15 protein-coding genes are annotated in these 23,898 nt (G+C 32.9%); 14 read left to right on the top strand and 1 reads right to left on the bottom strand.

The features are described from left to right. The first annotated feature begins 20 nt into the window (after positions 1-20). The 12 genes from AC2DGP_RS05375 to AC2DGP_RS05320 all read left to right on the top strand — a co-directional run bounded on the left by AC2DGP_RS05375 (position 21) and on the right by AC2DGP_RS05320 (position 18,665). On the top strand, positions 21-1,250 hold the full coding sequence (locus AC2DGP_RS05375) for an Nramp family divalent metal transporter (RefSeq protein ID WP_484491991.1): 1,230 nt from the start codon (positions 21-23) through the stop codon (positions 1,248-1,250). Between the two features lie 13 nt (positions 1,251-1,263). Continuing rightward, entirely contained in the window at positions 1,264-2,340 is a 1,077-nt protein-coding gene (locus AC2DGP_RS05370) for a class I mannose-6-phosphate isomerase (RefSeq protein ID WP_484491990.1), read from the top strand. A gap of 149 nt (positions 2,341-2,489) precedes the next feature. Continuing rightward, positions 2,490-4,772 carry a GH92 family glycosyl hydrolase gene (locus AC2DGP_RS05365; protein WP_484491989.1) on the top strand — a complete coding sequence of 761 codons (2,283 nt, stop codon included), beginning with the start codon at positions 2,490-2,492 and terminating at the stop codon, positions 4,770-4,772. A gap of 31 nt (positions 4,773-4,803) precedes the next feature. Next, positions 4,804-6,468, top strand: a complete 1,665-nt coding sequence (locus AC2DGP_RS05360) for a sulfatase family protein (RefSeq protein ID WP_484491988.1) — start codon at positions 4,804-4,806, stop codon at positions 6,466-6,468. 78 nt (positions 6,469-6,546) lie between these two features. Further along, complete coding sequence (locus AC2DGP_RS05355; protein WP_484491987.1) at positions 6,547-7,986, top strand: sulfatase-like hydrolase/transferase; 1,440 nt, start codon at positions 6,547-6,549, stop codon at positions 7,984-7,986. Positions 7,987-7,994: 8 nt separating this feature from the next. Further along, complete coding sequence (locus tag AC2DGP_RS05350; RefSeq protein ID WP_484491986.1) at positions 7,995-9,374, top strand: sulfatase; 1,380 nt, start codon at positions 7,995-7,997, stop codon at positions 9,372-9,374. A gap of 2 nt (positions 9,375-9,376) precedes the next feature. Next, positions 9,377-11,644 (top strand): GH92 family glycosyl hydrolase, encoded by a 2,268-nt coding sequence (locus AC2DGP_RS05345; protein WP_484491985.1) that lies wholly within the window; start codon positions 9,377-9,379, stop codon positions 11,642-11,644. A 79-nt stretch (positions 11,645-11,723) separates the two neighbouring features. Further along, entirely contained in the window at positions 11,724-12,821 is a 1,098-nt protein-coding gene (locus tag AC2DGP_RS05340; protein ID WP_484491984.1) for a sugar phosphate isomerase/epimerase family protein, read from the top strand. Positions 12,822-13,026: 205 nt separating this feature from the next. Next, positions 13,027-14,601 (top strand): sulfatase-like hydrolase/transferase, encoded by a 1,575-nt coding sequence (locus AC2DGP_RS05335; RefSeq protein ID WP_484491983.1) that lies wholly within the window; start codon positions 13,027-13,029, stop codon positions 14,599-14,601. A gap of 62 nt (positions 14,602-14,663) precedes the next feature. Next, positions 14,664-15,656 carry an L-glyceraldehyde 3-phosphate reductase gene (gene mgrA, locus AC2DGP_RS05330; RefSeq protein ID WP_484491982.1) on the top strand — a complete coding sequence of 331 codons (993 nt, stop codon included), beginning with the start codon at positions 14,664-14,666 and terminating at the stop codon, positions 15,654-15,656. Between the two features lie 134 nt (positions 15,657-15,790). Then, positions 15,791-16,963: a glycoside hydrolase family 99 protein gene (locus tag AC2DGP_RS05325; protein ID WP_484491981.1), complete on the top strand. Its 1,173-nt coding sequence runs from the start codon at positions 15,791-15,793 to the stop codon at positions 16,961-16,963. 127 nt (positions 16,964-17,090) lie between these two features. Next, a complete protein-coding gene (locus AC2DGP_RS05320; RefSeq protein ID WP_484491980.1) occupies positions 17,091-18,665 on the top strand; it encodes a sulfatase in 1,575 nt (524 codons plus the stop codon). Positions 18,666-18,937: 272 nt separating this feature from the next. Here the strand turns inward: AC2DGP_RS05320 and AC2DGP_RS05315 are convergent, their stop codons facing one another. After that, positions 18,938-19,246, bottom strand: a complete 309-nt coding sequence (locus AC2DGP_RS05315; RefSeq protein WP_484491979.1) for an EF-hand domain-containing protein — start codon at positions 19,244-19,246, stop codon at positions 18,938-18,940. Between the two features lie 915 nt (positions 19,247-20,161). Here AC2DGP_RS05315 and AC2DGP_RS05310 point away from each other — a divergent pair. Then, positions 20,162-22,435: a GH92 family glycosyl hydrolase gene (locus AC2DGP_RS05310; RefSeq protein ID WP_484491978.1), complete on the top strand. Its 2,274-nt coding sequence runs from the start codon at positions 20,162-20,164 to the stop codon at positions 22,433-22,435. 147 nt (positions 22,436-22,582) lie between these two features. Further along, on the top strand, positions 22,583-23,872 hold the full coding sequence (locus AC2DGP_RS05305; RefSeq protein WP_484491977.1) for a glycoside hydrolase family 99 protein: 1,290 nt from the start codon (positions 22,583-22,585) through the stop codon (positions 23,870-23,872). Positions 23,873-23,898 lie beyond the last annotated feature (26 nt).

The following is a 23,898-nucleotide window of genomic DNA, read 5'->3' as shown; positions in this document are numbered from 1 at the left end:
TGAGTTTTAAAAAAAAGTTTATGAACACACTTGCCTTATTCCTTCCTGGGATTTTCTTACTGGGATTTAATATTGGTACTGGGAGTGTGACATCAATGGCAAGAAATGGTGCTTCTTATGGTATGCAGTTATTATGGGCAGTGGCTGCATCTTGTTTGACAACTTTTTTATTAATCAGCATATATGGAAAATTTACTGTGGTAACCGGTGAAACAGCTTTACAAGCTTTTAGAAAGTATATCCATCCTAGCTTTGCCTTGTTTTTTATTATCGCCTTAACTTTTGGAGTAAGCGGCAGTGTCATGGGGGTTATTGGTATTGTTGCAGAAATTTGTCAAGAATGGTCTAAATCTCAGGGAGGTGATGGTATTGATTCGATTTGGTTTGCAGGTTTTTTTATCACTTTGGTGTATATCATTTTTTGGAGAGGCAAAACAAAAGTCTTTGAACGCATGTTAGCACTTATTGTGACATTAATGGCGGCTTGTTTTTTATTAAATTTCTTTATTGCAATGCCCCCTTTAGGGGATATACTTTCAGGTTTAGTGCCTAGTGTTCCGGATGTTAAACAAGGAGATGATCCATTGTTGCTTATAGCAGCTACTGTTGGTACTACTGTATTCTCTGGATTATTCATTATTCGTACCACTTTGGTAAAGGAAGCAAATTGGGATATATCTCATCTTAAACAGCAAAATACGGATGCAATTGTATCAGCCTCACTTATGTTTGTTATAAGTGCGGCTATAATGGCAGCGGCGGCAGGCACGCTTTATAAGGAAGGAGTTGTTATGCATCATGCATCTCAAATGATTACTATTTTAGAGCCTCTTGCGGGTGCTTTAGCAACCACTCTATTTGCTTTAGGTATTGTTGCTGCTGGAGTTTCTTCACAATTACCAAACATACTTATGTTGCCTTGGTTAATTTGTGATTACAATAATTCAGAGCGAGATATGAGTTTAACTAAATATAGAGTTATAGTAGCATTTATCTCGTTATTAGGACTGATTGTACCAGTTTTTGGTGGTCGTCCTGTTTTTATAATGCTTTTATCTCAAGCATTAAATGCCTTTATTTTACCCGCAACTGTTGGGGCTATTATTTACCTAACAAATAGGAAAGACTTAATGGGAGAGTACAAAAATTCTTTATCAATGAATTTGTTTTTAGGGTTAATATTTGCCTTTTCATTGTTTACATCCTTTATAGCTGTAAATGGCCTAATTGACAATTTAAGTAGATTATAAAAATTAGATATTTATGAAAATACCTGACATACTTTTTTTACCAGCCAACCGCGTATGGAGAACTTACCCAGGAGGTAAAAAACTAGATATTCTCGAAGGTATTGCAAAAGTTGAGGACAATCATTTTCCAGAAGATTGGATTGGTTCAACAACTAGAGCAGTAAATTTAGGACGTGAGCATTTAACCGATGAAGGTTTAGCAGAAGTTGAAGTGGATGGCGTCATGGTTACTCTAAAAGAACTTTGTGAGAAAGAACCAATTGCAGTTTTAGGTGAAAATCATTATAAAAAATACGGATCAACAACGCAGTTTTTATTAAAGTTTTTAGACTCTGCAATTCGTCTTCATATTCAGTGTCACCCAACAATTCCATTTGCTAAAAAACATTTAAACAGCGACTCTGGAAAAACTGAAGCATACGTTATTTTAAGTGTACGAGAGGAAATTGAAGATCCATATATTTATTTCGGATTCCAGAAAGCTCCTGATGAAAAAAGATTTAAGAGAATTGTTGAAGAACAAGATATTGATGCGATGTTAGCTTGTTTTGAAAAAATTCCTGTGAAACCTGGCGATGTGTTTAAGGTACCCGGAGGTATGCCACATGCAATTGGAGAAGGTGTTTTTATGGTAGAAATAATGGAACCTACAGATTTTGCCGTGCGAGTAGAGTTTGAAAGAGGAGGCTATGTACTTCCAGAGGGCTCTCGGTTTATGAATCGCGGTATTGATTTTGCGTTATCGATGTTTAATTATAACTCTATCTCTATCAAGGATATTAAAAAGAAGTTTTTCTGTCATCCTCGTTTGTTAAATTCTCAAAATAATAGTAAAGAATATATCCTTATTGATAAAGTCAAAACAACATGTTTTAAAGTAAATAGAATTGATGTAAAGGACAGTTATATCAAAAAATCGGAAACTTTTTATATTGGAATTGTCACAAAAGGCTCTGGGAAAATAGTGTTTAATGGTACCGATTATACCGTTAAATATGGAGATAAATTTTTTATACCGTACCAAACACATATGGTGCAATATCAATCGGATAATGAGATGGAAATTTTGCTCACGTTTCCACCAGAATAAAACGTCTAATGTTGTTAGTTTTCATACTTCAATATGAATTCAATTCATCGTTTTCGTTAATTAAGTATGTTAAACCATATTGAAAAACAAAGACACGACTTTTATTTATTACGTTTTAAATAATTTTTAGAAATCAAAATCACTTAAATATGAAAAAAATTATTCTAATTATAATCTTCTTTTTTAGCTTGTTACAGGTATCTTTTGGTCAAGAGGATTATACAAAGTACGTTGATCCAAAAATTGGAAATGTAGCACAGTTTTTAGTTCCGACATATCCTACGATGCATTTGCCTAATCAAATGCTAAGAATGTTTCCAATAAAAAATGATTATTTATCGGATGAAATAACTGCTTTTCCATTACAAGTGGTTTCCCATCGGAGAAAAGGAATCTTACAAATGAGCGTTTCACAAGGAAAAATAACTGATGATACATGGAATGCTAAAATGCATATAGATCATGATTTGGAAGTTGTTAAGCCTTGGTTTTATTCAACTTACTTAATTGATGATGATATTCAGGTAAGTTTTGTTCCTTCAAAAAGGACTGCAATGTATAAAATAGATTTTCCTAAAGGAGAACAAAAGAATGTAATCATACAAGGAACAAGAGATATGGAAAGTGTCGCATTTGACAAGAATGCCTTTACGATTCAAGAAAAAATTAAATATAAAACGAGAGGTGTAAATCCAATAACTAGAGAAATGTCAGCTTATGTTTACGCGACGATAACTAATGAGGAGGGTAAACCGATTAAAGGGTTACGATTTAATACAAAAAACAATAAGTTTTCTCTTTCATTAAAATCAAAGGTAGCTACCACATTATTTGTAAAATATGCAATTTCCTACATCAGTTTTGAGCAAGCAAAAATTAATTATGAAAAAGAAGTAGCATCAAATAATTTTAATGCACTTGTTAATGAAGGAAAAAAGGCTTGGGAAAAGGTCATTAGTCAAATTGAAGTTGAGGGAGGTACTACAGCACAAAAAAGAAGCTTTTATACCTCTTTATACCGAACTTATGAGAGAATGATAGATGTAAATGAAGGGGGCAAATATTACAGTGGGTATGATGGTAGAGTTCATGAGAGTGATCGTCCTTTTTATGTAGATGATTGGATTTGGGATACCTTTAGAGCCCAGCACCCTTTGCGTACGATTCTTGATCCTCAAGTGGAAAATGAAATTTTGAATTCATATACTTTAATGTATAATCAAAGTGGTTGGATGCCAACATTTCCTCAGATACATGGCAATCACATGTGTATGAATTCATACCATTCTTCAGCAATTTTTATTGACGGTTATAGAAAAGGTTTAAGAGATTATGATATTGAAAAAGCCTACCAAGGTGTCAAAAAGAATTTAACAGAAGGTACTTTTATACCATGGAGGCAAGGTGCAAAGAAATTGCCCATTGATGATTTTTACCATGAAAACGGCTATTATCCTGGACTTAAAATACTAAAAAAAGAGGGGGATGGTAGAGACTTAAAAGAAATAATGGAAGAAGAAACTGAACCTATGGTTGATGATTTTGAAAAGCGCCAAGCAGTAGCTGTTTCTTTAGGTGTAGCTTACGATTTTTGGGCGCTAGCAGAGCTTGCCAGAGAATTAGGTTATGAGAAAGATTACCTAGAGTTTACAAAAAAAGCTAATAATTATAAGAAACTTTGGCATAACGAACTTCTTTTGTTTATACCAAAAGATAAAGATGGTCAATGGATAGATATAGATCCAAAGGCATCAGGGGGGGCTGGTTATAGACATTTTTACGATGAGAACAATGCTTGGACGTATGCCTGGGATGTGCAACAAGATGTTAAAGGTTTACTAGGATTGTTAGGAGGTAAAGAAAAAGCAGAAGCTAGGCTAGACCAATTGTTTAGAGAACCTTTAGGCATGAAGAAAAGGGATTTTTATGTAAATGGTTCTAACTCAACGGGGCTTGTCGGTCAGTTTTCTATGGGGAACGAACCCTCTTTTCACATTCCTTATTTATATAATTATTTTGGTGCCCCATGGAAAACACAAAAGCGTACCAGGTTTTTATTAGATGTATGGTTTAAAGACAATATTTTTGGAATCCCAGGAGATGAAGATGGAGGAGGAATGACTGCCTTTGTGGTATTTTCTTCTATGGGATTTTATCCAGTTACGCCAGGATTACCTTTTTATAGTATTACAAGTCCCATTTTTGAAAAATCTACAACTCATTTAAAAAATGGTAAAAAATTTATAGTACTAGCTGAAGGAGCAAGTAAAACTAAAAAATACATCCAAAAAGCTTTTATAAATGATGAGGAAATTTACAGTCCTTTTATAACACACAAACAAATTATGGAAGGTGGTACCTTGAAACTTGTTTTAGGAGAACTGCCTAATAAAGCATGGGGGAAAGCAGGAGAAGTTCCTAATTACAAATAAATTTTAATGAAATAAAAATCCAAATGTAATCATGATATATAATAGAATAAATATTGTGTTGAGTTTAAGTTTCTGCTTAGGTTTTTCATTAATAGTTTTCGCTCAGAGTAAGGTTTTAAAAAAAACAAATATAATTTTAATTCTTATTGACGATCAAGATATGGATGAAATTGCTACTTATGGTGGTAATGTGTATACACCTAACATGGATTTGTTAGCAAAAGAAGGAATTAAATTTAATAATGCTTACGTAAGTAGTACCGTATGCACCCCTTCAAGGTATAGTTTTATAACAGGACGTTATGCTGGGAATTCATATAGTAATCTATATAAAAAAGAAGTTGGAGAAATAAAACAAGGTGCACCGGGTTTTAATGTAGCTATGGAAAATGATAGGATGAATGCAGCTCGAGTTCTTAGTGAGGCTGGTTATGTTACTGGTTTTACAGGGAAATATCATCTTACATCAGAGCTTGATCAGCCAGAGATGTATAAAGATTATACACCTTATAAAAATAAAAAAAAATTAGTACCAACTCCAGAAGTGTCTGCTTTGTTTGCTAAGAATGAGGCTTGGGGTAGAGCGTATTTAAAACATATTGGATTTGATTGGGCTAAAAATATTTATGAGGGTAATTTAGAAAAACCTTATGATAGTCATAACCCTGAGTGGACAGTGAACGCAGCGTTTGAGTTTTTAGATATGAATCATGATAAAACTTTTTTCCTGCAAGTATGCCCAACATTATTACACGGCCCTGTGGGGGAATGGGTAAAGTCGTTTGATCATCCCAATTACACAGCAGCTGGAGAGATAGAAGTTCCTCCTTCTATTATGGAAATAAGAAAAAAACTTAGAAAAAAATTGACAGATTTAGGTTATGATCCAAAATCTGGTGACTGGGGGATTGCTTGGATTGATGCCATGATTGGAGACCTACTTGACAAGTTAAAAATGTTAGGTATTGATGATAATACTTTGGTGATATTTGCTCCGGATCATGGTAGTTCAGATAAATCTAGTTTATATAGTATCAATGGTACTAAAATACCTTTGTTAATGAGATGGCCTAATGGAATACCAGCAGGAATTGAAAGTGATGCCCTTGTACAAAACATAGATTTAGTTCCTACGTATTTTGAATTAGCCAAAGTAAAAACACCTCAAAATTATCATATTGACGGGAGAAGTTTGACAAGATTATTTAAAAATGGAAAAACAAAAAATTGGAGAGAGCATTTATATTTTGAATTAGGAAACAGCAGAGCTGTAATGACAAGTAAAAAGAAATATATAGTAAAGAGGTTCACCAAAAAAGAAATAACAAGAATACAGAATTCAAAGATTGAAATGCTCCCAAAATTGATGAATCCTCTTAAACGTTGGGGTATTGGATTGCGAGGAGCAAGTCATCCAGGTTTTTGGGATGAAGATCAACTATATAACCTAACAATCGATCCTAATGAAAATGTTAATATAGCTTATGATATTAATTATAAGCACGATCTCTTGGATATGCAAGATATTCTTAAGAGTTATTTGATGAAAATTGGTCGTCCTTATGGAGAGTTTTATCTCGGGGAAGATTCGGCTCCTCCTGGGCAAGTTGATGATAAAATTGAAATTGTAAAACAATTAAAAATTAAAGGTAAAAAAGTTATTGTTACCAATTCCATAAATGTTAATACTAACTAAAAGCTTTCATTCTTATTAAATAATAAGGATTGTTATAGAAGCTTCTTTTTAATAAACCAATATAAATTATTGAGAGACATGAAAATTAAATTAATTTTTATCTTATCCACAGTGTTTTTAAGTTTTGGCTGTGAAAATAGTATTAACTCTACCTCTGAAACAGAACAAAGGCCAAACGTAGTAATTATTTTAGCTGATGATATGGGGTACGGTGATATTTCTTGCTATGGTCAAACAGGTTATAAAACACCAAATATAGACGCTATAGCAGCTCATGGTATAAGTCTTACAGATTTTTATGTTCCAACGCCCTATTGTGCACCTTCAAGAGCAACTTTATTAACAGGAAGGTTTCCTTTGCGGCATGGGATGATAAAAAATCCACATCCGGATACCACAGAAGAAGCTTTTAATGTAGGAATACCTTCTAGCGAAATTTTAATGTCCGAGATATTTAAGGCATCTGGTTATGCAACAAAAGCCATTGGTAAGTGGCACATGGGGCATAAAGAAAAGTTTTTTCCTGTAGAAAATGGTTTTGATGAGTATTACGGGATACTATACTCAAATGATATGCTTCCGATACAGGTAATTAAAGATAGAGACACCATACAGTATCCAGTAGATCAAAGACAACTTACAACTAATTATACAAAACAAGCTGTCGATTTTATAAACAGAAAAAAAGATAGTTCTTTTTTCTTATATATGGCACATAGCATGCCTCATAAACCATTGGCCGTTTCAGATAAATTTTATACACCAGATACACCAAATGATTTATATAATGATGTAATTATGGAATTAGATTGGTCTGTTGGTGAGGTTATGAAAACATTGACAGAGTTAAAGTTATTAGAAAATACAATCGTTATTTTTATGTCTGATAATGGACCTTTTTATGGAGGAAGTACCGGTGGGTTTAAAGGGATGAAAGCAACTACATGGGAAGGAGGAATAAGAGTCCCTTTTATCATAAGTTATCCTAAAGTTTTTCCTAAAAACCAAAAAGTAAGTGTACCATTATGGTCTCCTGATGTGTTACCAACACTTTTGTCTCTAACCAATACCACACCAGAAAAAATGAATACACTGGATGGACAAAATATAATTGAAATTTTGAAAGGAAATGAAGCAAACCACCCTCCAGTTTTTAGTTTACACAACGATAAAATTATGTCTATCAGAAAAGGTGATTTTAAGCTCTTTTTAAATAAGCCTAATAATCATTTAGTTAATATTGAAACATGGGTTGATAAAAAAGCTCCAGATGGAATTAATATCATCGCCCAAATGGAAGGGCAACCAACACCAAAACAATATCCGGGTGTAATTCCTCAAAAATCTAAGAATAAAATTCAACTGTTTAACATAGTAATAGATCCTAGTGAGACAGAAGATTTGGCAAAAACAAATACATCTAAAGTAAATGAGTTAATGCAAGATTATAAAGCATTTTTTAAAAGCTTACCAACTTTAGGAGATAATAAACAAGAAATTAAATCTAAGAATCATTAATAAAAAAAATGGAAAAACTATTTATAACAATTACAATTCTGCTAATAGCGTTTGGATGCAAGAATATCGATAAAACAAAAGTAGCAGAAGAAGCGAGAAAAGATAAAAATGTACTCTTTATCATTGTTGATGATTTAAAACCAACCTTGGGAACGTATGGACATCCTTTGGTAAAATCTCCAAACATAGATAATTTAGCTAAAATAGGTGTTCAGTTTAATAATGCGCATTGTAATTTTGCCGTTTGTGGTCCAAGTAGAGGATCGTTCATGACAGGATTACGCCCAGAAACTTTAGGGGTTTTAGATAATGAAACACCATTACAATCTGTTTTAGGTGATAGAATCACGTTGCCTTATTTGTTTAAGAAAAACGGGTATGAAACCATTGGTATTGGTAAAACCTTCCACGATAAAAAGCCTGATCATGGAGATGTTAAATCATGGGATGCCTATTATAAGTTTAAAACTACTGAAATTGGCGAAAGGGGAGAAAAGCGCAACTTAACTGATGGGGAGCTGCCATGGTGTTTTTGGAAAGCAACAGAAGGTACAGATGATGACCAAGATGATGGACAAATAGCTAAAAAAGCGGTAGAGATTATTAAAACAAAAAGAGAAAAACCATTCTTCCTAGCAGTAGGATTTAAAAAACCTCACGATCCTTACGTAGCTCCAAAAAAATATTTTGATATGTATCCTTTAGAAGATTGTGATCCTATAGAATTACCAGAAGGATATGAATTACCATATAATCATTCTTTGTTACCATGGTCAAATGAGTTTGATAAGTTTGATGAACAAGATAAACGTGAATTTTTACGTTCCTATTATGCGTGCACTACTTTTATGGATGCACAAGTTGGACGGGTAATTGAGGCATTAAAAGAAACAGGACAGCTAGACAATACGCTTATTGTTCTTTTTGGGGATCATGGTTATCATTTAGGGGAAAACAAGTGGTGGAACAAAGTAACAGTTTATGAGCAGGGTACTAGAGCACCTTTTATTATAGCAGGAAATGCAGTTGGTAAAAAAGGTCTAAAATCTGATGCAATGTTTGAGTTTATTGATATTTATCCAACACTTGCAGATATATTGAACTTAAAAAATACGCCAGATTATTTGGAAGGTAAAAGTTTTGCACCAGTACTTCAAGATCCAGAAAAGCCATTTAAAGATCAAATATATGCCGTAACAAGACGAGGGGAAATGATGGGACGTATGGTTAAAAATAAATCATGGAGATATATAGAGTGGGATAATGGCAAAAAAGGAACAGAGCTATATGATCAAAAAAATGACCCTCTAGAATATAATAACTTGGCTGCGAATAAAGAATATTCAAATATTGTTGATGAAATGAAGATTTTATTAGAAAAAAAATAGATATGGTTATTTTTCGTTTTATTCATTATGTTTTATTAGTATCATTTTTTGCTGTGGCTTGTAAGAATTCAAGTGATAAAGTTAATAATAAAAATAAGCTAAGTAGTTTTGATTATGTAGATCCAATGATTGGTACTGATGGTTGGGGACACACATTTCCTGGTGCTACCACCCCTTTTGGTATGGTTCAATTAAGTCCATCACATGATGACCCTGGAAGAAACTGGGTTGCAGGTTATCATTATACCGATACTATTATAAAAGGATTTGCTCATAATCATTTGAGCGGACCTGGTTTAGGTGCATTTGGAGATTTTTTAATAATGCCAACATCAGGCAAATTAATTGTTAATCCAGGAGAGGATGCCAATGAACCAGATAAAACATATCGTTCAAGATTTTCGCATGAAAGAGAAAATGCTAAACCTGGATATTATAGCGTAATTTTAGACGACTATGATATCAAGGTAGAGTTAACAGCTTCCCAACGAGTTGGTTTTCATCGATATACTTTCAATAAGAAAGGCGAAAATCATATCATCATTGATCCTACACATAGCATTAGAGAAAATATTAAAAATGCTGAAATAGAGTTTATATCAGATACCGAAATTAGAGGGATGAAAGCATCTACGGGTGCAGCTGGACGTCCGGAGTCGAGAACTGTATTTTTTTATTCAAAATTTTCTAAACCTTTCAAAGCGAAAGGATTGGTTGTGAACAATAAAATTTTAATTGACGCCAACAAGGCAACCAACAAAAGTACAAGGGCTTTTATTTCATATGATTTAGAGGAAGGAGAACAAGTTCAAGTAAAATTAGCCTTATCATATATAAGCTATGAGGGCGCAAAAAAGAATTTTGATGCTGAGGCTACTAGAAAAGATTTTGAGGAAGTTTTAAAAGAAACACAAGGATTATGGAAAGAAAAGTTGTCAAAATTTGAAATAAAAGGAACTGAATCTCAAAAGAGGACTTTTTACACGGCTGTTTATCATTCTTTTATTGGTCCAAATTTAATATCGGATGTTGATGGGAAATATATTGTAGAATTTAAAGAGTTACAGTCGGATTTACCTCAATTCAGCAATCTTTCTACTTGGGATACATATCGTGCTTTACATCCGCTATTTAACTTGGTAGAACATAAGAAAAATGCCGAAATTGTAAATTCTATTGCTTCACGACTTACTGAGGCCCAAGTAAGTTTGCCGATTTGGGAATGCGGTGGGTTTGATAATTTTTGTATGATTGGTCGTTCTCCTATTGCTATTCTAGGGGAAGCGATACTAAAAGATGTTGAAGGAATAAACATAGAAGCTGCATATGCTGCAATGTATGACGCTGCTTTTACAAAAATTGGAGCTAGTCCTAATTATGGGAAAAATAATGGAATGGATAGTTACCTTGAAAACGAGGGTTTTATAACTGCAGACATTGGATGTGCGGTTTCAAAAACAACAGAATATAATTATCATGATTATGTTTTGGCACAAGTTTCTAAAAAACTCGGGAAAATCGAGGATTATCAATATTTTTCAAAAAGATCTAAAGGATATCGCAATTTATGGAATAATGATAAAATGTATCTGTGGCCTCGATATGAAGATGGTAAATGGATGGAATTAGATTTAAAAGAATGGGGTGATGAAAAAACGGGATTGAAAAGTGCCTATATTTCAGGTAATATTTGGGCGTATTCAACCTATGCACCTCATGATTTGGAGGGCCTAATTGAGTTGGTAGGAGGTAAAGATAAGTTTGTAAAATGGTTAGATAAAATATTTACGGATACTACTGTTATTTCGGGAGAGAAGCATACTGATATTTCAGGTTTTATTGGTAAACTAGGTTTTGGTGATGAGCCTGGTCATCATACACCATACCTTTATACATATGCGGGAGCTCCACATCGTACTCAAGAATTGGTTAGACAAATAGCCACTAATTTTTTCTCTGATAAACCAGATGGTTTGGTTAATAATGAAGACTTTGGACAAATGTCTGCATGGTATATTTTTTCATCACTTGGTTTTTATCCAGTTTCACCTGCTGATAAAGAATATGCTATTGGCTCTCCATTAGTTGATGAAGCTATTGTAAAACTTGATAATGGTAAAACATTAAAAGTTACTGCTATTAATAACTCTGCTGAAAACAAATATGTAAAATCAGTATTTTTTAATGGTGAAAAAATTAAAGACTTTATTATAACACATAATATGATTATGAGTGGTGGCAATTTAGTTTTTCAAATGGAATCTAAATAACGGTATAATGGGTTTTAAATAAGTCTTTGTTAAGTAAAGTAGAATCTATTATTCATATATAGAAAATAATTTTGAAACTATGAACAGAAGAGAGTTTACAAAAAATACCGCATTAAGTTTATTAGCGTTAAATACCTTGCCTGTTGGTGCAATTGCAAAATTTAGGACTCCTATTTTAAATAGCAACCAAAAAGTTCCTTTAGGAATATGTAATCACTCATTAAGGAGTCTAAAATTTAACGCAGATCAATTTATTACATTTGCTATTGCTCAAAATATTGATTCTGTTTTATTTAACACACTACATTCATTTGATAATTTAGAAAGTATTTATCTTGTTGATTTAGAGAAAAGAGCAAAGGAAAACGACATAAGTATTTATGTTGGTGTTGGTAGTATTTGTGAATCATCTAATTCATTTTCAAAAAAATATGGCAATCCTGAAGCCTTACTTAAGGAAGGAGTTCGTGTTGCTTCTGAATTAGGGTCTCCTATCGTTGGTTGTGCTATCGGTAGTATAAATGATCGTTATATTGATGGAGGTATAGAGGCTAAAATAGAAAGAGTTGTAAAACTCATGAAAAAAGTGGCTCCTAGGGCTAAAGATGCTGGCGTTAAGTTTGCCTTTGAAAATCATGCAGGAGATTTGCGCTCAAGTGAATTATTAGAGCTCATCGATCAAACAGGTACTGATATTTGTGGTGCTTTTTTTGATCCCGCCAATGCTTTATGGGCAATGGAAGATCCTATGGAAGCTTTAGAAATACTGGGATCTAATATTTTATGTACAAGTATTCGGGATGTTGCTATTTGGGAAACTAAAACTGGAGCAACTTTTCAAGGTAAAGCAATAGGAGAGGGGGGGATGGATTATAAAATGTATGCAAAAACCATGTCAAAACTATGCCCAAATGTACCATTGCATGTTGAAACTATATCAAATTCACCAACTACAATACCTTATCTGAAACCTGAATTTTGGCACGGTTTCCCTAAATTATCCCCTAAAGATATTGTTGGATTTTTAAGATTGGTTAGAGTAGGAAATATTGAAACTCCTTTGCAGTCAGTTGTTGGACTGGATAAAAAAGAATTTGAAGGGATGTTGCAAAAATCCGAATTACTAAAAAGTTTTCAATTTTTAAGAAAACATTGTAATGCTGGTTTGAAATTTTAGTTAATCTAATATTAATCCTAAATTAAGTACAGCTCATTATTTTAGCCAGTAAGATTACCTATCATTAAATAATAGGAAAGCAGAGAAGTTTAAAATTATTTTCTATAAGTATTGAAAAGTGTTTTTCTATCCTTTTGTAGGCAATCAATCTATTAAAGTAAAATAAAGCATGTTGACCCAGTTTACAAGTTTAAAACATAATGATATGAATAATTTTAAATTTAGTTTTTTAAGCAACCATTTTCAAATGGTATTTCTAGTCCTTTTTTATACATTCTGTAATGTTTTTGCTTGTTTAGGACAAAACCAAAAGCAAAAACCTCCAAATTTGTTGTTTATCATGACAGATCAACAGCGATTTGATGCGTTGAGCTATGCTGGGAATAAAGTTTTAAAAACATCAAACTTGGATAGATTAGCTCGTGAAGGGGTATACTTTGTAAATGCACATACTCAAATGGCGGTATGTTCACCGGCAAGAGCATCAATTTTAAGCGGACAGACTGTTGAAAATACAAAGGTATTATCAAATAGAGAGGCTTATTCTGGACCAGAAACAGGTATTATGCCAAATAAAACCTTTGATGAAATTTTAGATGAGAACGGTTATCATTGTGAATATTATGGCAAGTGGCATACACCAACTTTTCGAGCAAAAGTGTATAAGAATTCTGTTACCGTTGCTGGTAAGTCGAAATCAGAATTAGGAGTAGGGCAAAAACAAGTGTATCTTAATTTTTTAGACCCTCTTTTCCCAAAAAAGAAACCAAATGAAAACCAATTAATGGATACATTTACGGTTCGTCCATATGCTCCAGATCCGTTAGATGTAAGGCACAATCTAAAAAAAGAGGGTAAAGATTATAATATAAAGGTTGGGCAATCATCTATTCATGGGGTTACAACTATTCCTCCAGAATATCATGTTTCTGCATTTGAAGCAGGTGAAACCATAGAAGCATTGGAGCGTTTAAAAGATAAAACTTTTAGTATAACTTGTTCGTTTCATCATCCACATCCTCCCTATTTGGCATCAAAAGAGTATTCAGAAATGTTTCCCGTAAAGGACATGACTCCTCCAGAGAGTATTAGTGATGATATGTTGAATTCCCCATACTTCAAATCAAAGAAAAGAACGAGAGAAGGGTATTCAGATCCTGAAAAAATAAAATATTTTATTTCAGAATATTACGCCCTTGTAAAAGAAGTCGACGATTGGATTGGTTTGATATTAAATAAATTAGACGAATTGGGCTTAAGTAACAATACTTTGGTGGTGTTTACAAGTGACCATGGAGAAATGCTTGGGAACCATGGTATGGTTGGGAAATTTAATTTTTATGAAGAATCATCTCATATACCCATGTTGATTAGATTTCCTGGAAGAATAAAACCGGGAACAGTGGTTAAATCTCCTACTTCAAATATGAATTTATTTGCTACCATTTTGGATTATTTAAACATGGATAAAGTTCCTTCTGATGGAGAGAGTTTACGTGGATTGATAGAAAATGGTGATAATGAAAACGCCTATGTGGTTACTGAATGGTTAAGCGATTTAACCTCCAAACCATCGCATATGGTATTGAAAGGAGGATGGAAATTAATGTTGCCACATGCGACCGGGAAAAATGTGAAAATGGCCTTGTACAATCTTAATGAAGATCCACATGAGCTAAACAATTTGCTAGTTCCTGTGTCGGAGAAATACAAAAATAAAATTGCTGAGTTGCAAAGTTGTTTTCAGGAATGGCAAGAAAAAACAGGTTCAAAGATTTAATAATTTTTCAACTGTTGGTTTACTAAATAGAACCAATGGAACTAATATAAATAAAAAGCATTATGCATTTTCAAGCAAAAGAGAGTAGGTATTCAAACATGGTTTATCGTAGAAGTGGTAAAAGTGGGATTAATTTGCCCGCCATTTCATTAGGTTTATGGCATAATTTTGGAGGAGTTGATACTTTTGAGAATTTTCGTAAAATAATTTGGAAAGCATTTGATTCAGGAATTACCCATTTCGATTTAGCAAACAATTATGGTCCCCCTCCTGGATCTGCAGAAGAGAATTTTGGTAAAATTCTTAAGATGGATTTTAAATCTCACAGAGATGAAATGATTATTTCTACTAAAGCTGGTTGGGATATGTGGCCAGGACCTTATGGAGATTTGGGATCCAGGAAATATTTGATAGCGAGTTTGGACCAAAGTTTAAAACGTATGGATTTGGATTATGTAGATATCTTTTATTCACATAGACCAGATTATGACACACCATTAGAAGAAACAATGGGCGCATTATCAACTTCTGTAAATTCTGGTAAAGCTTTATATACTGGTATTTCAAGTTATGAGGCAGATAGAACAAAAGCTGCATCGGATTTATTAAGAAAAAGTGATACTCCTTGTTTGATACATCAACCCAAATATTCCATGTTTGAACGATGGGTAGAAAATGGGTTGCTGGATGTTTTAGGGAATGAAGGTATTGGTTGTATTCCTTTTTCACCACTTGCACAAGGACTATTAACTAATAAGTATTTAAATGGAATACCGAAAAACTCTAGAGCAGCCAAATCTACTGGTTTTTTGCAATCGGGTGAAGTTACTCCTGAAAAAATTGAAAAAGTAAAACTACTCAATAAAATTGCAAAAAACAGGAATCAATCTCTTGCGCAATTGGCAATTTCTTGGTTGTTGAAAGATGAGCGAGTGACATCCGTTTTGGTGGGGGCAAGCAGTACGGAACAACTTGAAGATAATTTAAAATCATTAGATAATTTGAATTTTGAAACTGATGAATTATTTCAGATTGAAAATATTCTCAAACAATAAATAAAACTTATTATAAAGCCTAAAAGATAGAAACAATGAAAAACAATAAATCACACATACTTTTCTTCCTAGTTCTAATAATATTAAGTTCATTTTCCTTTGCTCAAACAAAGCATGCTAAAAAAAGTAAATTCATGAGTTATAAAGGCCTTGTTATGGCTGGTTATCAGGGTTGGTTTAATACTCCAACTGATGGCGCAAATAGAAAGTGGACGCATTATAGTAGATCAGGAAAATTTGAAGATGGTTATACCACTATTGATTTTTGGCCAGAAATGGATGAATACAAAAAGAAATACAAGACTGCGTTTAAATTTGAAGATGGTTCACCTGCTTATGTGTTTAGTTCATATGATGAAAGTACAGTTGACCTACACTTTAAATGGATGAAGGAATACGGTGTTGATGGTGTATTTATTCAAAGGTTTTTTTCGGTATTGACGCGAAAAGGTAGAATAAAACACAATGATAAAGTGCTTAAGTCTGCCATCAAAGCGGCCAATAAATATGGTATAGCTATTTGTTTGATGTATGATATTGGAGGTATGGATGACGAAAACTATGAACTGGTTTTAAAAGATTGGAAACATTTAGTTGATGATCTTAAATTGACGAATCAAAAAAATAAAACAACGTATTTATTTCATAATGATAAACCTTTGGTAGCCTTGTGGGGAGTTGGTTTCAAAGATAGAAACAGCAGTCATATTCCCGAGGTTTCTAAAATGATGGATTTTTTTAAAAATGATCCTAAATATGGAAACTGTTCAATTCATTTGGGTTTACCTGCTTATTGGAGAACTTTGGGAAGAGATACATCTGGTGAGCCTGAACTTTTAGACTTGGCAAAACAAGCTGATATCATTCATCCTTGGTTAGTTGGACGTTATAATGAGAAAAGTTATGAAAAGTTTAGAAAAGAAGTAATCCTTGGAGATGTTGAATGGGCTAAAAAACACAAAGTGTCGTATGTACCTACCGTTTTTCCCGGGTTTTCTTGGTACAATATGAAACCAAATGCTAAATTTAATTCCATACCTAGAAATAAAGGTAAATTCTTTTGGAAACAAATAGCTGGAGCTATGAATAGCGGTGCAGAAATGATTTATGTAGCTATGTTTGATGAAATTGATGAAGGTACTGCCATAATAAAAGTAGCTAGGGAAGTACCTGTTGGAGAGAAAAGTAAGTTTGTTCCTAGAGAAGAGGGGGTGCCTTCAGATCATTTTTTATGGTTAACAGGTATGGCCGGTAAAATACTAAGAGGAGAGGTTGTTTTTTCTAATGAAATGCCAGTAAGAAATTAATAATTTGTGTCAATTTAATTGGAAGTTTTAAAAATGTTTACTGTTTTTCCAATTAGACCTCGTTTGTTTTTATCTCTTTTTTTATGGAATAAAAAGGAGTTGTAACATTTACATATTAAATAAAACTATGATAAAAATAAGAGTATTAATCCTTTCCCTTTTTGCTGTTGCTTCAATAGTGTTCTTTTTTACAAATCAAGAAAAAAAAATTAAAAATACGGAAGCTTCGCCAATAACAAAAAATGGATTATTAGAGCAGCCTAATGTTATTATGCTGGCATTGGATGATTTAAATGATTGGATAAACCCATTGGGATATACACAATTAAAAACCCCGAACTTAGATAGATTAGCAAATGCGGGGGTTAACTTTACTAATTCACATGCTCCAAATTCTTATTGTGCGCCCTCTAGAACTGCAATTTGGACTGGACTTCAATCATCTACTACGGGATGTTATAAAAATGAAGTATATCATTATGATTATCCAAATATTTTGCCTTTGCATTTAGCTTTTAAAAAGGGGGGCTATGATATTTATGGAGCGGGTAAGTTATTTCATCACAGGGCGGGATTTGTTGATTTACGCGGATGGAATGAATATTTTACCAGGACCAAAGAAGTTAAGGAAGTAGGATATGAAATGGGATATCGTGGTAATGACTTGCCATTTCCAGAACCTTTTCCTTATAGCCCTTACTATATAAAGCAAGGAAAAAAGATTAAAGGTGGTCCTTTTTTAGAGTGGGCACCTATCCCTAACGAACTTAGTGAACAAATGTTAGAAAATAAGCGAACTAATTGGGTTTGTGACCTTCTTAGAAAAAAGCATGAAAATCCGTTTTTTATTGCTATAGGTTTGTATACACCTCATTTCCCAAATTATGTGCCACAAAAATATTTTGATATGTATGATTTGGAAAATATTGAGATCCCTGAATTTTTTGAAAATGATTTAGATGATTTACCTCCTGCTATTAGAGATGCTGCAATAAAAAGAAAAGCGCAACATCACGATAAACTAGTTAAATTAGGTTTAATGAAAGAGGCGTATAGGGCCTATTTCGCAGCTGTATCATATGCTGATGATATGCTGGGGCGTATATTAGATTCACTTGAGCAGAGCCCCTATAAAGATAATACGATAGTTGTTGTTTGGAGTGACCAAGGTTATCATCATGGGGAAAAAGGAAATTGGGGTAAGCATACTTTATGGCATGAAACATCGCATGTTCCTTTTATTTTCGCTGGCAATGATTTAAAAAAAGATATTGATGTTGATGCAACAGCTGGCTTAATTGATTTATACCCTACATTTGCTGAACTTTGTAATTTACCAAAGTCACACAATTTGGATGGTATGTCTTTAGTTCCGGCTTTAAGAGGAGAGAGTATGAAGGATAGGTCTTTGTTTGTTCCTTACCACATAAGAGGAAGTTATTCTGTTATTAATTCTGATTGGAGATACATTCATTATAACGACGGTACGCAAGAACTTTATGAATTAAAAAAAGATCCTAATGAGTGGTATAATTTAGCAACTAAAGAAAATTATAAAGAGGTTATAAATAATTTAAAAAAAGCGGCGCCGAAAGAGTTCAGAGAATCTGCCACACCAAGGAATACACTTGATTTAATTATAGAGAAGGATACCATGTATTGGAAGAGTAAAAATGGGGGAAAACCTCAAATGTATTATTAGATAAAGTTATTTAAAATATCAAGAGTTGTTCATAAATCTTCTAGAGATCAAAAAAAATCTATCGTTATTGAAAAAATCTCATGGAGGTATTATCTAAAGTCTTTTTGCTATGATCATTGTATAGAATTTTAAAGAAGAAAACGGAATATTTAATTGATTTTGTAATGGACAAAGAAGTAAATTAAATTTAAAATTACAGACTTCCGTACAGATAGGTATAAAAAAAGCTCAAGTTTTAAACTTGAGCTTTTTTTATTTAGTGATTTTTAAGCCTATTTTTCTTTTTTCTTTTTTCTTTCTGCAGCAGCCTCAGAAGCTTCAATCGCTTCTTCTAAAGATACCGTGCCATTGGAGTCTTTATCCATTCTGTTAAATTGTTTTTCTAACCTGTCATTAGGAATTTCCTTCTGTCTTTTCACTGATTTGAATTCTTCTAATGTCATAACTCCATCACCATTACTGTCCCAACGTTCAAACCTTTTTTCATAATTTGGCTCTTTTTTTTCTTGTGCAATGGTACTAAATGAAAAAGCAATTACAAATATTATAAATGCGATAAATTTTGATGTGTTTAGTTTCATATTGTTTGTGTTATTATTTTAACAATGATAAGATTTATACATTAATTTTTAGTTAATAGATTCTTAACAGTCTATGGAAGAGAGTTATACAATTCTTGAGTTAAGAGAAAGATAACGTGTGTATTGGGAAATTTCGTTAGAATTTGTTTTGATAATTCTATTTTGGTTTTACACCCGATGCTGTTTTTTGTACGTTAGAAGGTATTTATGATGTGCTAAAATTCAAGAGAAACATAATTAGAGGATGAACTACTTAAATCATCCTTTGTCCAGTATTTATCGCGGATTGTATAAAAACAATTTATAATATCATGTTGCACAACTGTTAGCTTTTACTATTTAAAGCTTAAGACATTACTATAAGCACTTTCTAGATCTTCAGGAACTTGATAAAATATTGGAACTTCCAATAAGTGATAAATTTAATAAGAATATTTTTTTCTTAAACCAAAGTCAGAGACTGTAAAACTAACGGTATAATTTTCATAGCTATTAAAAAATAACTTGCAAAGTGAAATTGAAAAGGGGGGAATTGAAAGCAAAATAGCAATAATCTAACAATGACTTTGCATATTATTATTTAAGGCAATATTGATTGGTCGAACAAAGAATATCAACAATGTTTAAAAGTATGAATGAAAAAAAGCTATTTATCGATTCCATTTTATCTATGATTTAGGAATGGGGGTAGATTTCTGTTTTTTAAGAGGTTAGATGTGTGTTTTGACTTTGTTTTTTTTATTTGTTGACCAAGAAATTAAAATTAATACTTAATTAAGTAATTATTATTTAATCATTAATCACTCGCTTTTACATTTATAAAAAGTTAATATGAATATTTTGTTTTAAAAATAAATTGAGAATTAGGATTTAATTAAAACGCTTATTCAAAACCGTATAATTTAATTTAAACAAATGAATAAAACATTTAAGTACTCAATTTTTATAGGAATCTTTATTATAATGATTTTATCAGGGTATGGATTGTCTGATTTGAAGCAGAATAAGAATAAAACAAAACCAATAGACTTAGTAAACCCTTATTTGGGTAACATAAGTCATTTACTAGTTCCAACTTTTCCAACAATGCATTTGCCCAACAGTATGTTACGCGTATATCCAGAACGTTCGGATTTTACTAGCGATTTATTGAATGGTTTACCCTTAATTACAACAAGTCATAGAGGAAGCTCAGCTTTTAATCTAAGCCCTTTTCAAGGAAAGGTTGAAGATATGAAATCTGTAATGAAATATAGTTATGATAATGAAAAATTGACTCCCTATTCCTACTATGTTTTTTTGGATGATGATGAGATTGATGTGAATTTTGGATTGTCTCATCAATCAGCAATATATTCGTTAGTATTTAATAAAGAAGAAGATACTTATTTGATAATAAATTCTAAAAATGGAGCTATATCTTGGAATGATTCAGGTTTGTCTGGGTTTCAACTTATTGAAAATGAAACAAAGGTATTTTTGTCAATGGAGTTTGAAGAAAAACCAGAAACGATTTCGGTTTTGAAGGAAGGAAAAGTATCGGAAGGAGCAAGTATCAAAGGTAAAAATGCAAGTCTTGTTTTGAAATTTCCAAAAGGTACTTCTAAAATAACTCTACGTTATGGGATTTCATTTATTGATGAAGCACAAGCAACTCGTAATTTATCGCGAGAAGTTAAGGGAAAAGACTTAAAAACATTACAAAATACAGCACGCAATATTTGGAATAATGCTTTAGGGAAAATAGAAGTTGAAGGGGGAAGTGAAGCTGAACAGCGCGTTTTTTACACCTCTTTATACAGAACTTACGAAAGACCCGTATGTCTTTCAGAAGATGGACGATATTACAGTGCTTTTGATAACAGCATTCATCAAGATAATGGCCGTCCTTTCTATACAGATGATTGGATTTGGGATTCTTATAGAGCCCACCACCCATTGCGTATTTTGGTAGACCCTAAAACAGAAGAAGATGTTATTAATTCTTTTGTCATTATGGCAGAACAAATGGATAATTTTTGGATGCCAACTTTTCCTGAAGTTACAGGAGATAGTAGACGAATGAATTCAAATCATGGTGTTGCCTCTGTAATTGATGCTTACAGAAAAGGGTTAAGAGGTTTTGATTTAGAAAAAGCTTACGAAGCTTGTAAAAACGGAATTAACGAAAAAACTTTAGCTCCTTGGTCTGGTTTACCGGCTGGAGAGATAGATTTGTTTTACAAAGAAAAAGGATATTTTCCTGCGCTTCATGATGGAGAAAAAGAAACTGTGCCAGAGGTACATCACTTTGAAAGTCGACAACCTGTAGCAGTAACTTTAGGTACTTCTTATGATGAATGGTGTTTGTCTCAAATAGCTAAAGAATTGGGGAAAGCTGAGGAATATCAAACTTTCAAGGCACATTCCTATAACTATAGAAATTTATACAATGATAAAACCAGTTTTTTCCATCCAAAAGACAATAAGGGAAATTTTATTGAACCTTTTGATTATAAGTTTTCGGGAGGAATGGGTGCAAGAAAGTATTATGGAGAAAACAATGCTTGGACTTATCGATGGGATGTACAGCACAATGTAAAAGATTTAATTGAGTTGATGGGAGGAAATGAATCTTTTATTGAAAATTTAAATAATACATTTTCAGAGCCTTTAGGTAGAAGTAAATTTGGTTTCTATGCTCAATTACCTGATCAAACAGGTAACGTTGGTCAATTTTCAATGGCAAATGAACCTTCATTACATATTCCTTATCTATATAATTATGCTGGTCAGCCATGGAAAACGCAAAAACGAATTAGAACTTTGTTAAATCAATGGTTTAGAGATGACTTAATGGGAGTTCCAGGAGACGAAGATGGCGGAGGAATGACTGCTTTTGTCGTATTCTCTCAGTTAGGGTTTTATCCAGTAACACCTGGGTTAGCTATATATACGATTGGGAGTCCAGTTTTCGAAGAATCTATAATTCATTTAGAAAACGGAGAAAATTTCACCATAAAAGCAACAAATTATGCACCGGATAATAAATACATTCAGTCTGCAAAATTTAATGGTAAAACTTGGGAAAAGCCTTGGTTTACTCATTCTGATATTATGGAAGGTGGTACTTTAGAATTGGTGATGGGTAATAAAGCCAATAAGTCTTGGGGAAGCTCCTTAAGTCAAGTGCCTCCATCATTAGAATAAAAAGTATATAATAATTAGTCTATCAAACACAAACCAATTTATTGCCTCGAAATAAATAAAAGGGATAAATATTGGAAGTCTATTCTTGAGAGTTTGGTTTGAAGGTTAAAAAATAAACACAGAATTACTTAATAATACAAATAAGAAATGAATAATAAATATTTAACAGGCATCATATTATTGTGCTTATTGTCGAGTCAATTAAATGGGCAAAGTAAACATGCTAGAAGTTATAAGTTTCCAAGCTATAAAGGCTTAGTAATGGCTGGTTATCAAGGTTGGTTTAGGGCACCAGGGGATGAAGCAAATTCTAAATGGGGGCATTACGGTTCTGGTGGTAAATTTGATAAAGAACATAATACCATTGACTTCTGGCCTGATGTGTCACAATATGAAAAAACTTACGAAACGAAGTTTAAATTTCCTGATGGTACAAAAGCAAGAGTGTTTAGTTCTGTGGATAAAAGTACAACAGATTTACATTTTAAATGGATGAAAGATTATGGTGTTGATGGTGTGTTTATGCAACGTTTTTTTGGAGTTGCAAGGCAGCATCATAATCTTGAAAAATCCCATGATGTTATTCTAGCGAATGCAGTATCAGCAGCCGAAAATAATAATAGAGCGATTGGTGTCATGTATGACCTCTCTGGTATAAAAGCAAATGGCGAAGATTGTTCTGTTGTTATTGAGGATTGGAAAAATTTAGTTGATAATTTAAAAGTTACCTCAAGTGAGAATTACATCCATCACAATGGTAAACCATTAGTAACTATTTGGGGCTTAGGATTTCCTGATCGCCCTTATAATATTCGTGAAATAGGAATTAATAGGTTAATTGATTTTCTAAAGAATGATCCAGAATACGGAGGATGTTCTGTAATGTTAGGTGTACCTACGTATTTTAGAGAATTGGATAAAGATTGTTTGCCAGATCCATATTTACATGATGTTATAAAATCTGCAGACATTGTTTTACCTTGGATGGTTCAACGCTTTACCCCATTATTACATCAAGACGAAATTCGTTATAGAGACCATGTAATTTCTGATATAAAATGGTGCAAAGAAAATAAAGTAGACTATGTGCCTTTAGTGTATGCAGGGTTTAGTTGGCGTAATTTATCAAAGATGAACCCACGTTTAGCAAAACATACCTCTTATGGAGCTATTCCCCGTTTAGGCGGTAAGTTTTATTGGGATCTTATCTACAATGCTATTAATGCTGGGGGTGAGATGTTATTTGTTGGTATGTTTGACGAAGTGGATGAAGGTACTGCCATAATTCCTATTTTAAACAAACCTCCAAATAGTAAAGATGCTTATTTTGTAGGAAATGATGATGTAGCTCCAGATCACTATTTGAAGTTAACCGGTTTAGCGGCCAAAATGTTAAGGAAAGAGATACCCCTGGAAAGTGAAATGCCTCTACAATGATTTTACGTTAGTTTTAAGTTAGTGAA

The organism is Flavicella sp. IMCC45537, from assembly GCF_057197705.1.
This window is presented reverse-complemented; position numbering and strand designations above follow the sequence as displayed.

Excerpts from the sequence above, each read along its gene's own strand:
- AC2DGP_RS05375 (WP_484491991.1), top strand. The coding sequence starts at position 21 with ATGAACACACTTGCCTTATTCCTTCCTGGGATTTTCTTACTGGGATTT.
- AC2DGP_RS05315 (WP_484491979.1), bottom strand. The coding sequence starts at position 19,246 with ATGAAACTAAACACATCAAAATTTATCGCATTTATAATATTTGTAATT.
- AC2DGP_RS05340 (WP_484491984.1), top strand. The coding sequence starts at position 11,724 with ATGAACAGAAGAGAGTTTACAAAAAATACCGCATTAAGTTTATTAGCG.
- mgrA (WP_484491982.1), top strand. The coding sequence starts at position 14,664 with ATGCATTTTCAAGCAAAAGAGAGTAGGTATTCAAACATGGTTTATCGT.
- AC2DGP_RS05320 (WP_484491980.1), top strand. The coding sequence starts at position 17,091 with ATGATAAAAATAAGAGTATTAATCCTTTCCCTTTTTGCTGTTGCTTCA.
- AC2DGP_RS05355 (WP_484491987.1), top strand. The coding sequence starts at position 6,547 with ATGAAAATTAAATTAATTTTTATCTTATCCACAGTGTTTTTAAGTTTT.
- AC2DGP_RS05365 (WP_484491989.1), top strand. The coding sequence starts at position 2,490 with ATGAAAAAAATTATTCTAATTATAATCTTCTTTTTTAGCTTGTTACAG.
- AC2DGP_RS05335 (WP_484491983.1), top strand. The coding sequence starts at position 13,027 with ATGAATAATTTTAAATTTAGTTTTTTAAGCAACCATTTTCAAATGGTA.
- AC2DGP_RS05325 (WP_484491981.1), top strand. The coding sequence starts at position 15,791 with ATGAGTTATAAAGGCCTTGTTATGGCTGGTTATCAGGGTTGGTTTAAT.
- AC2DGP_RS05310 (WP_484491978.1), top strand. The coding sequence starts at position 20,162 with ATGAATAAAACATTTAAGTACTCAATTTTTATAGGAATCTTTATTATA.
- AC2DGP_RS05345 (WP_484491985.1), top strand. The coding sequence starts at position 9,377 with ATGGTTATTTTTCGTTTTATTCATTATGTTTTATTAGTATCATTTTTT.
- AC2DGP_RS05360 (WP_484491988.1), top strand. The coding sequence starts at position 4,804 with ATGATATATAATAGAATAAATATTGTGTTGAGTTTAAGTTTCTGCTTA.
- AC2DGP_RS05370 (WP_484491990.1), top strand. The coding sequence starts at position 1,264 with ATGAAAATACCTGACATACTTTTTTTACCAGCCAACCGCGTATGGAGA.
- AC2DGP_RS05305 (WP_484491977.1), top strand. The coding sequence starts at position 22,583 with ATGAATAATAAATATTTAACAGGCATCATATTATTGTGCTTATTGTCG.
- AC2DGP_RS05350 (WP_484491986.1), top strand. The coding sequence starts at position 7,995 with ATGGAAAAACTATTTATAACAATTACAATTCTGCTAATAGCGTTTGGA.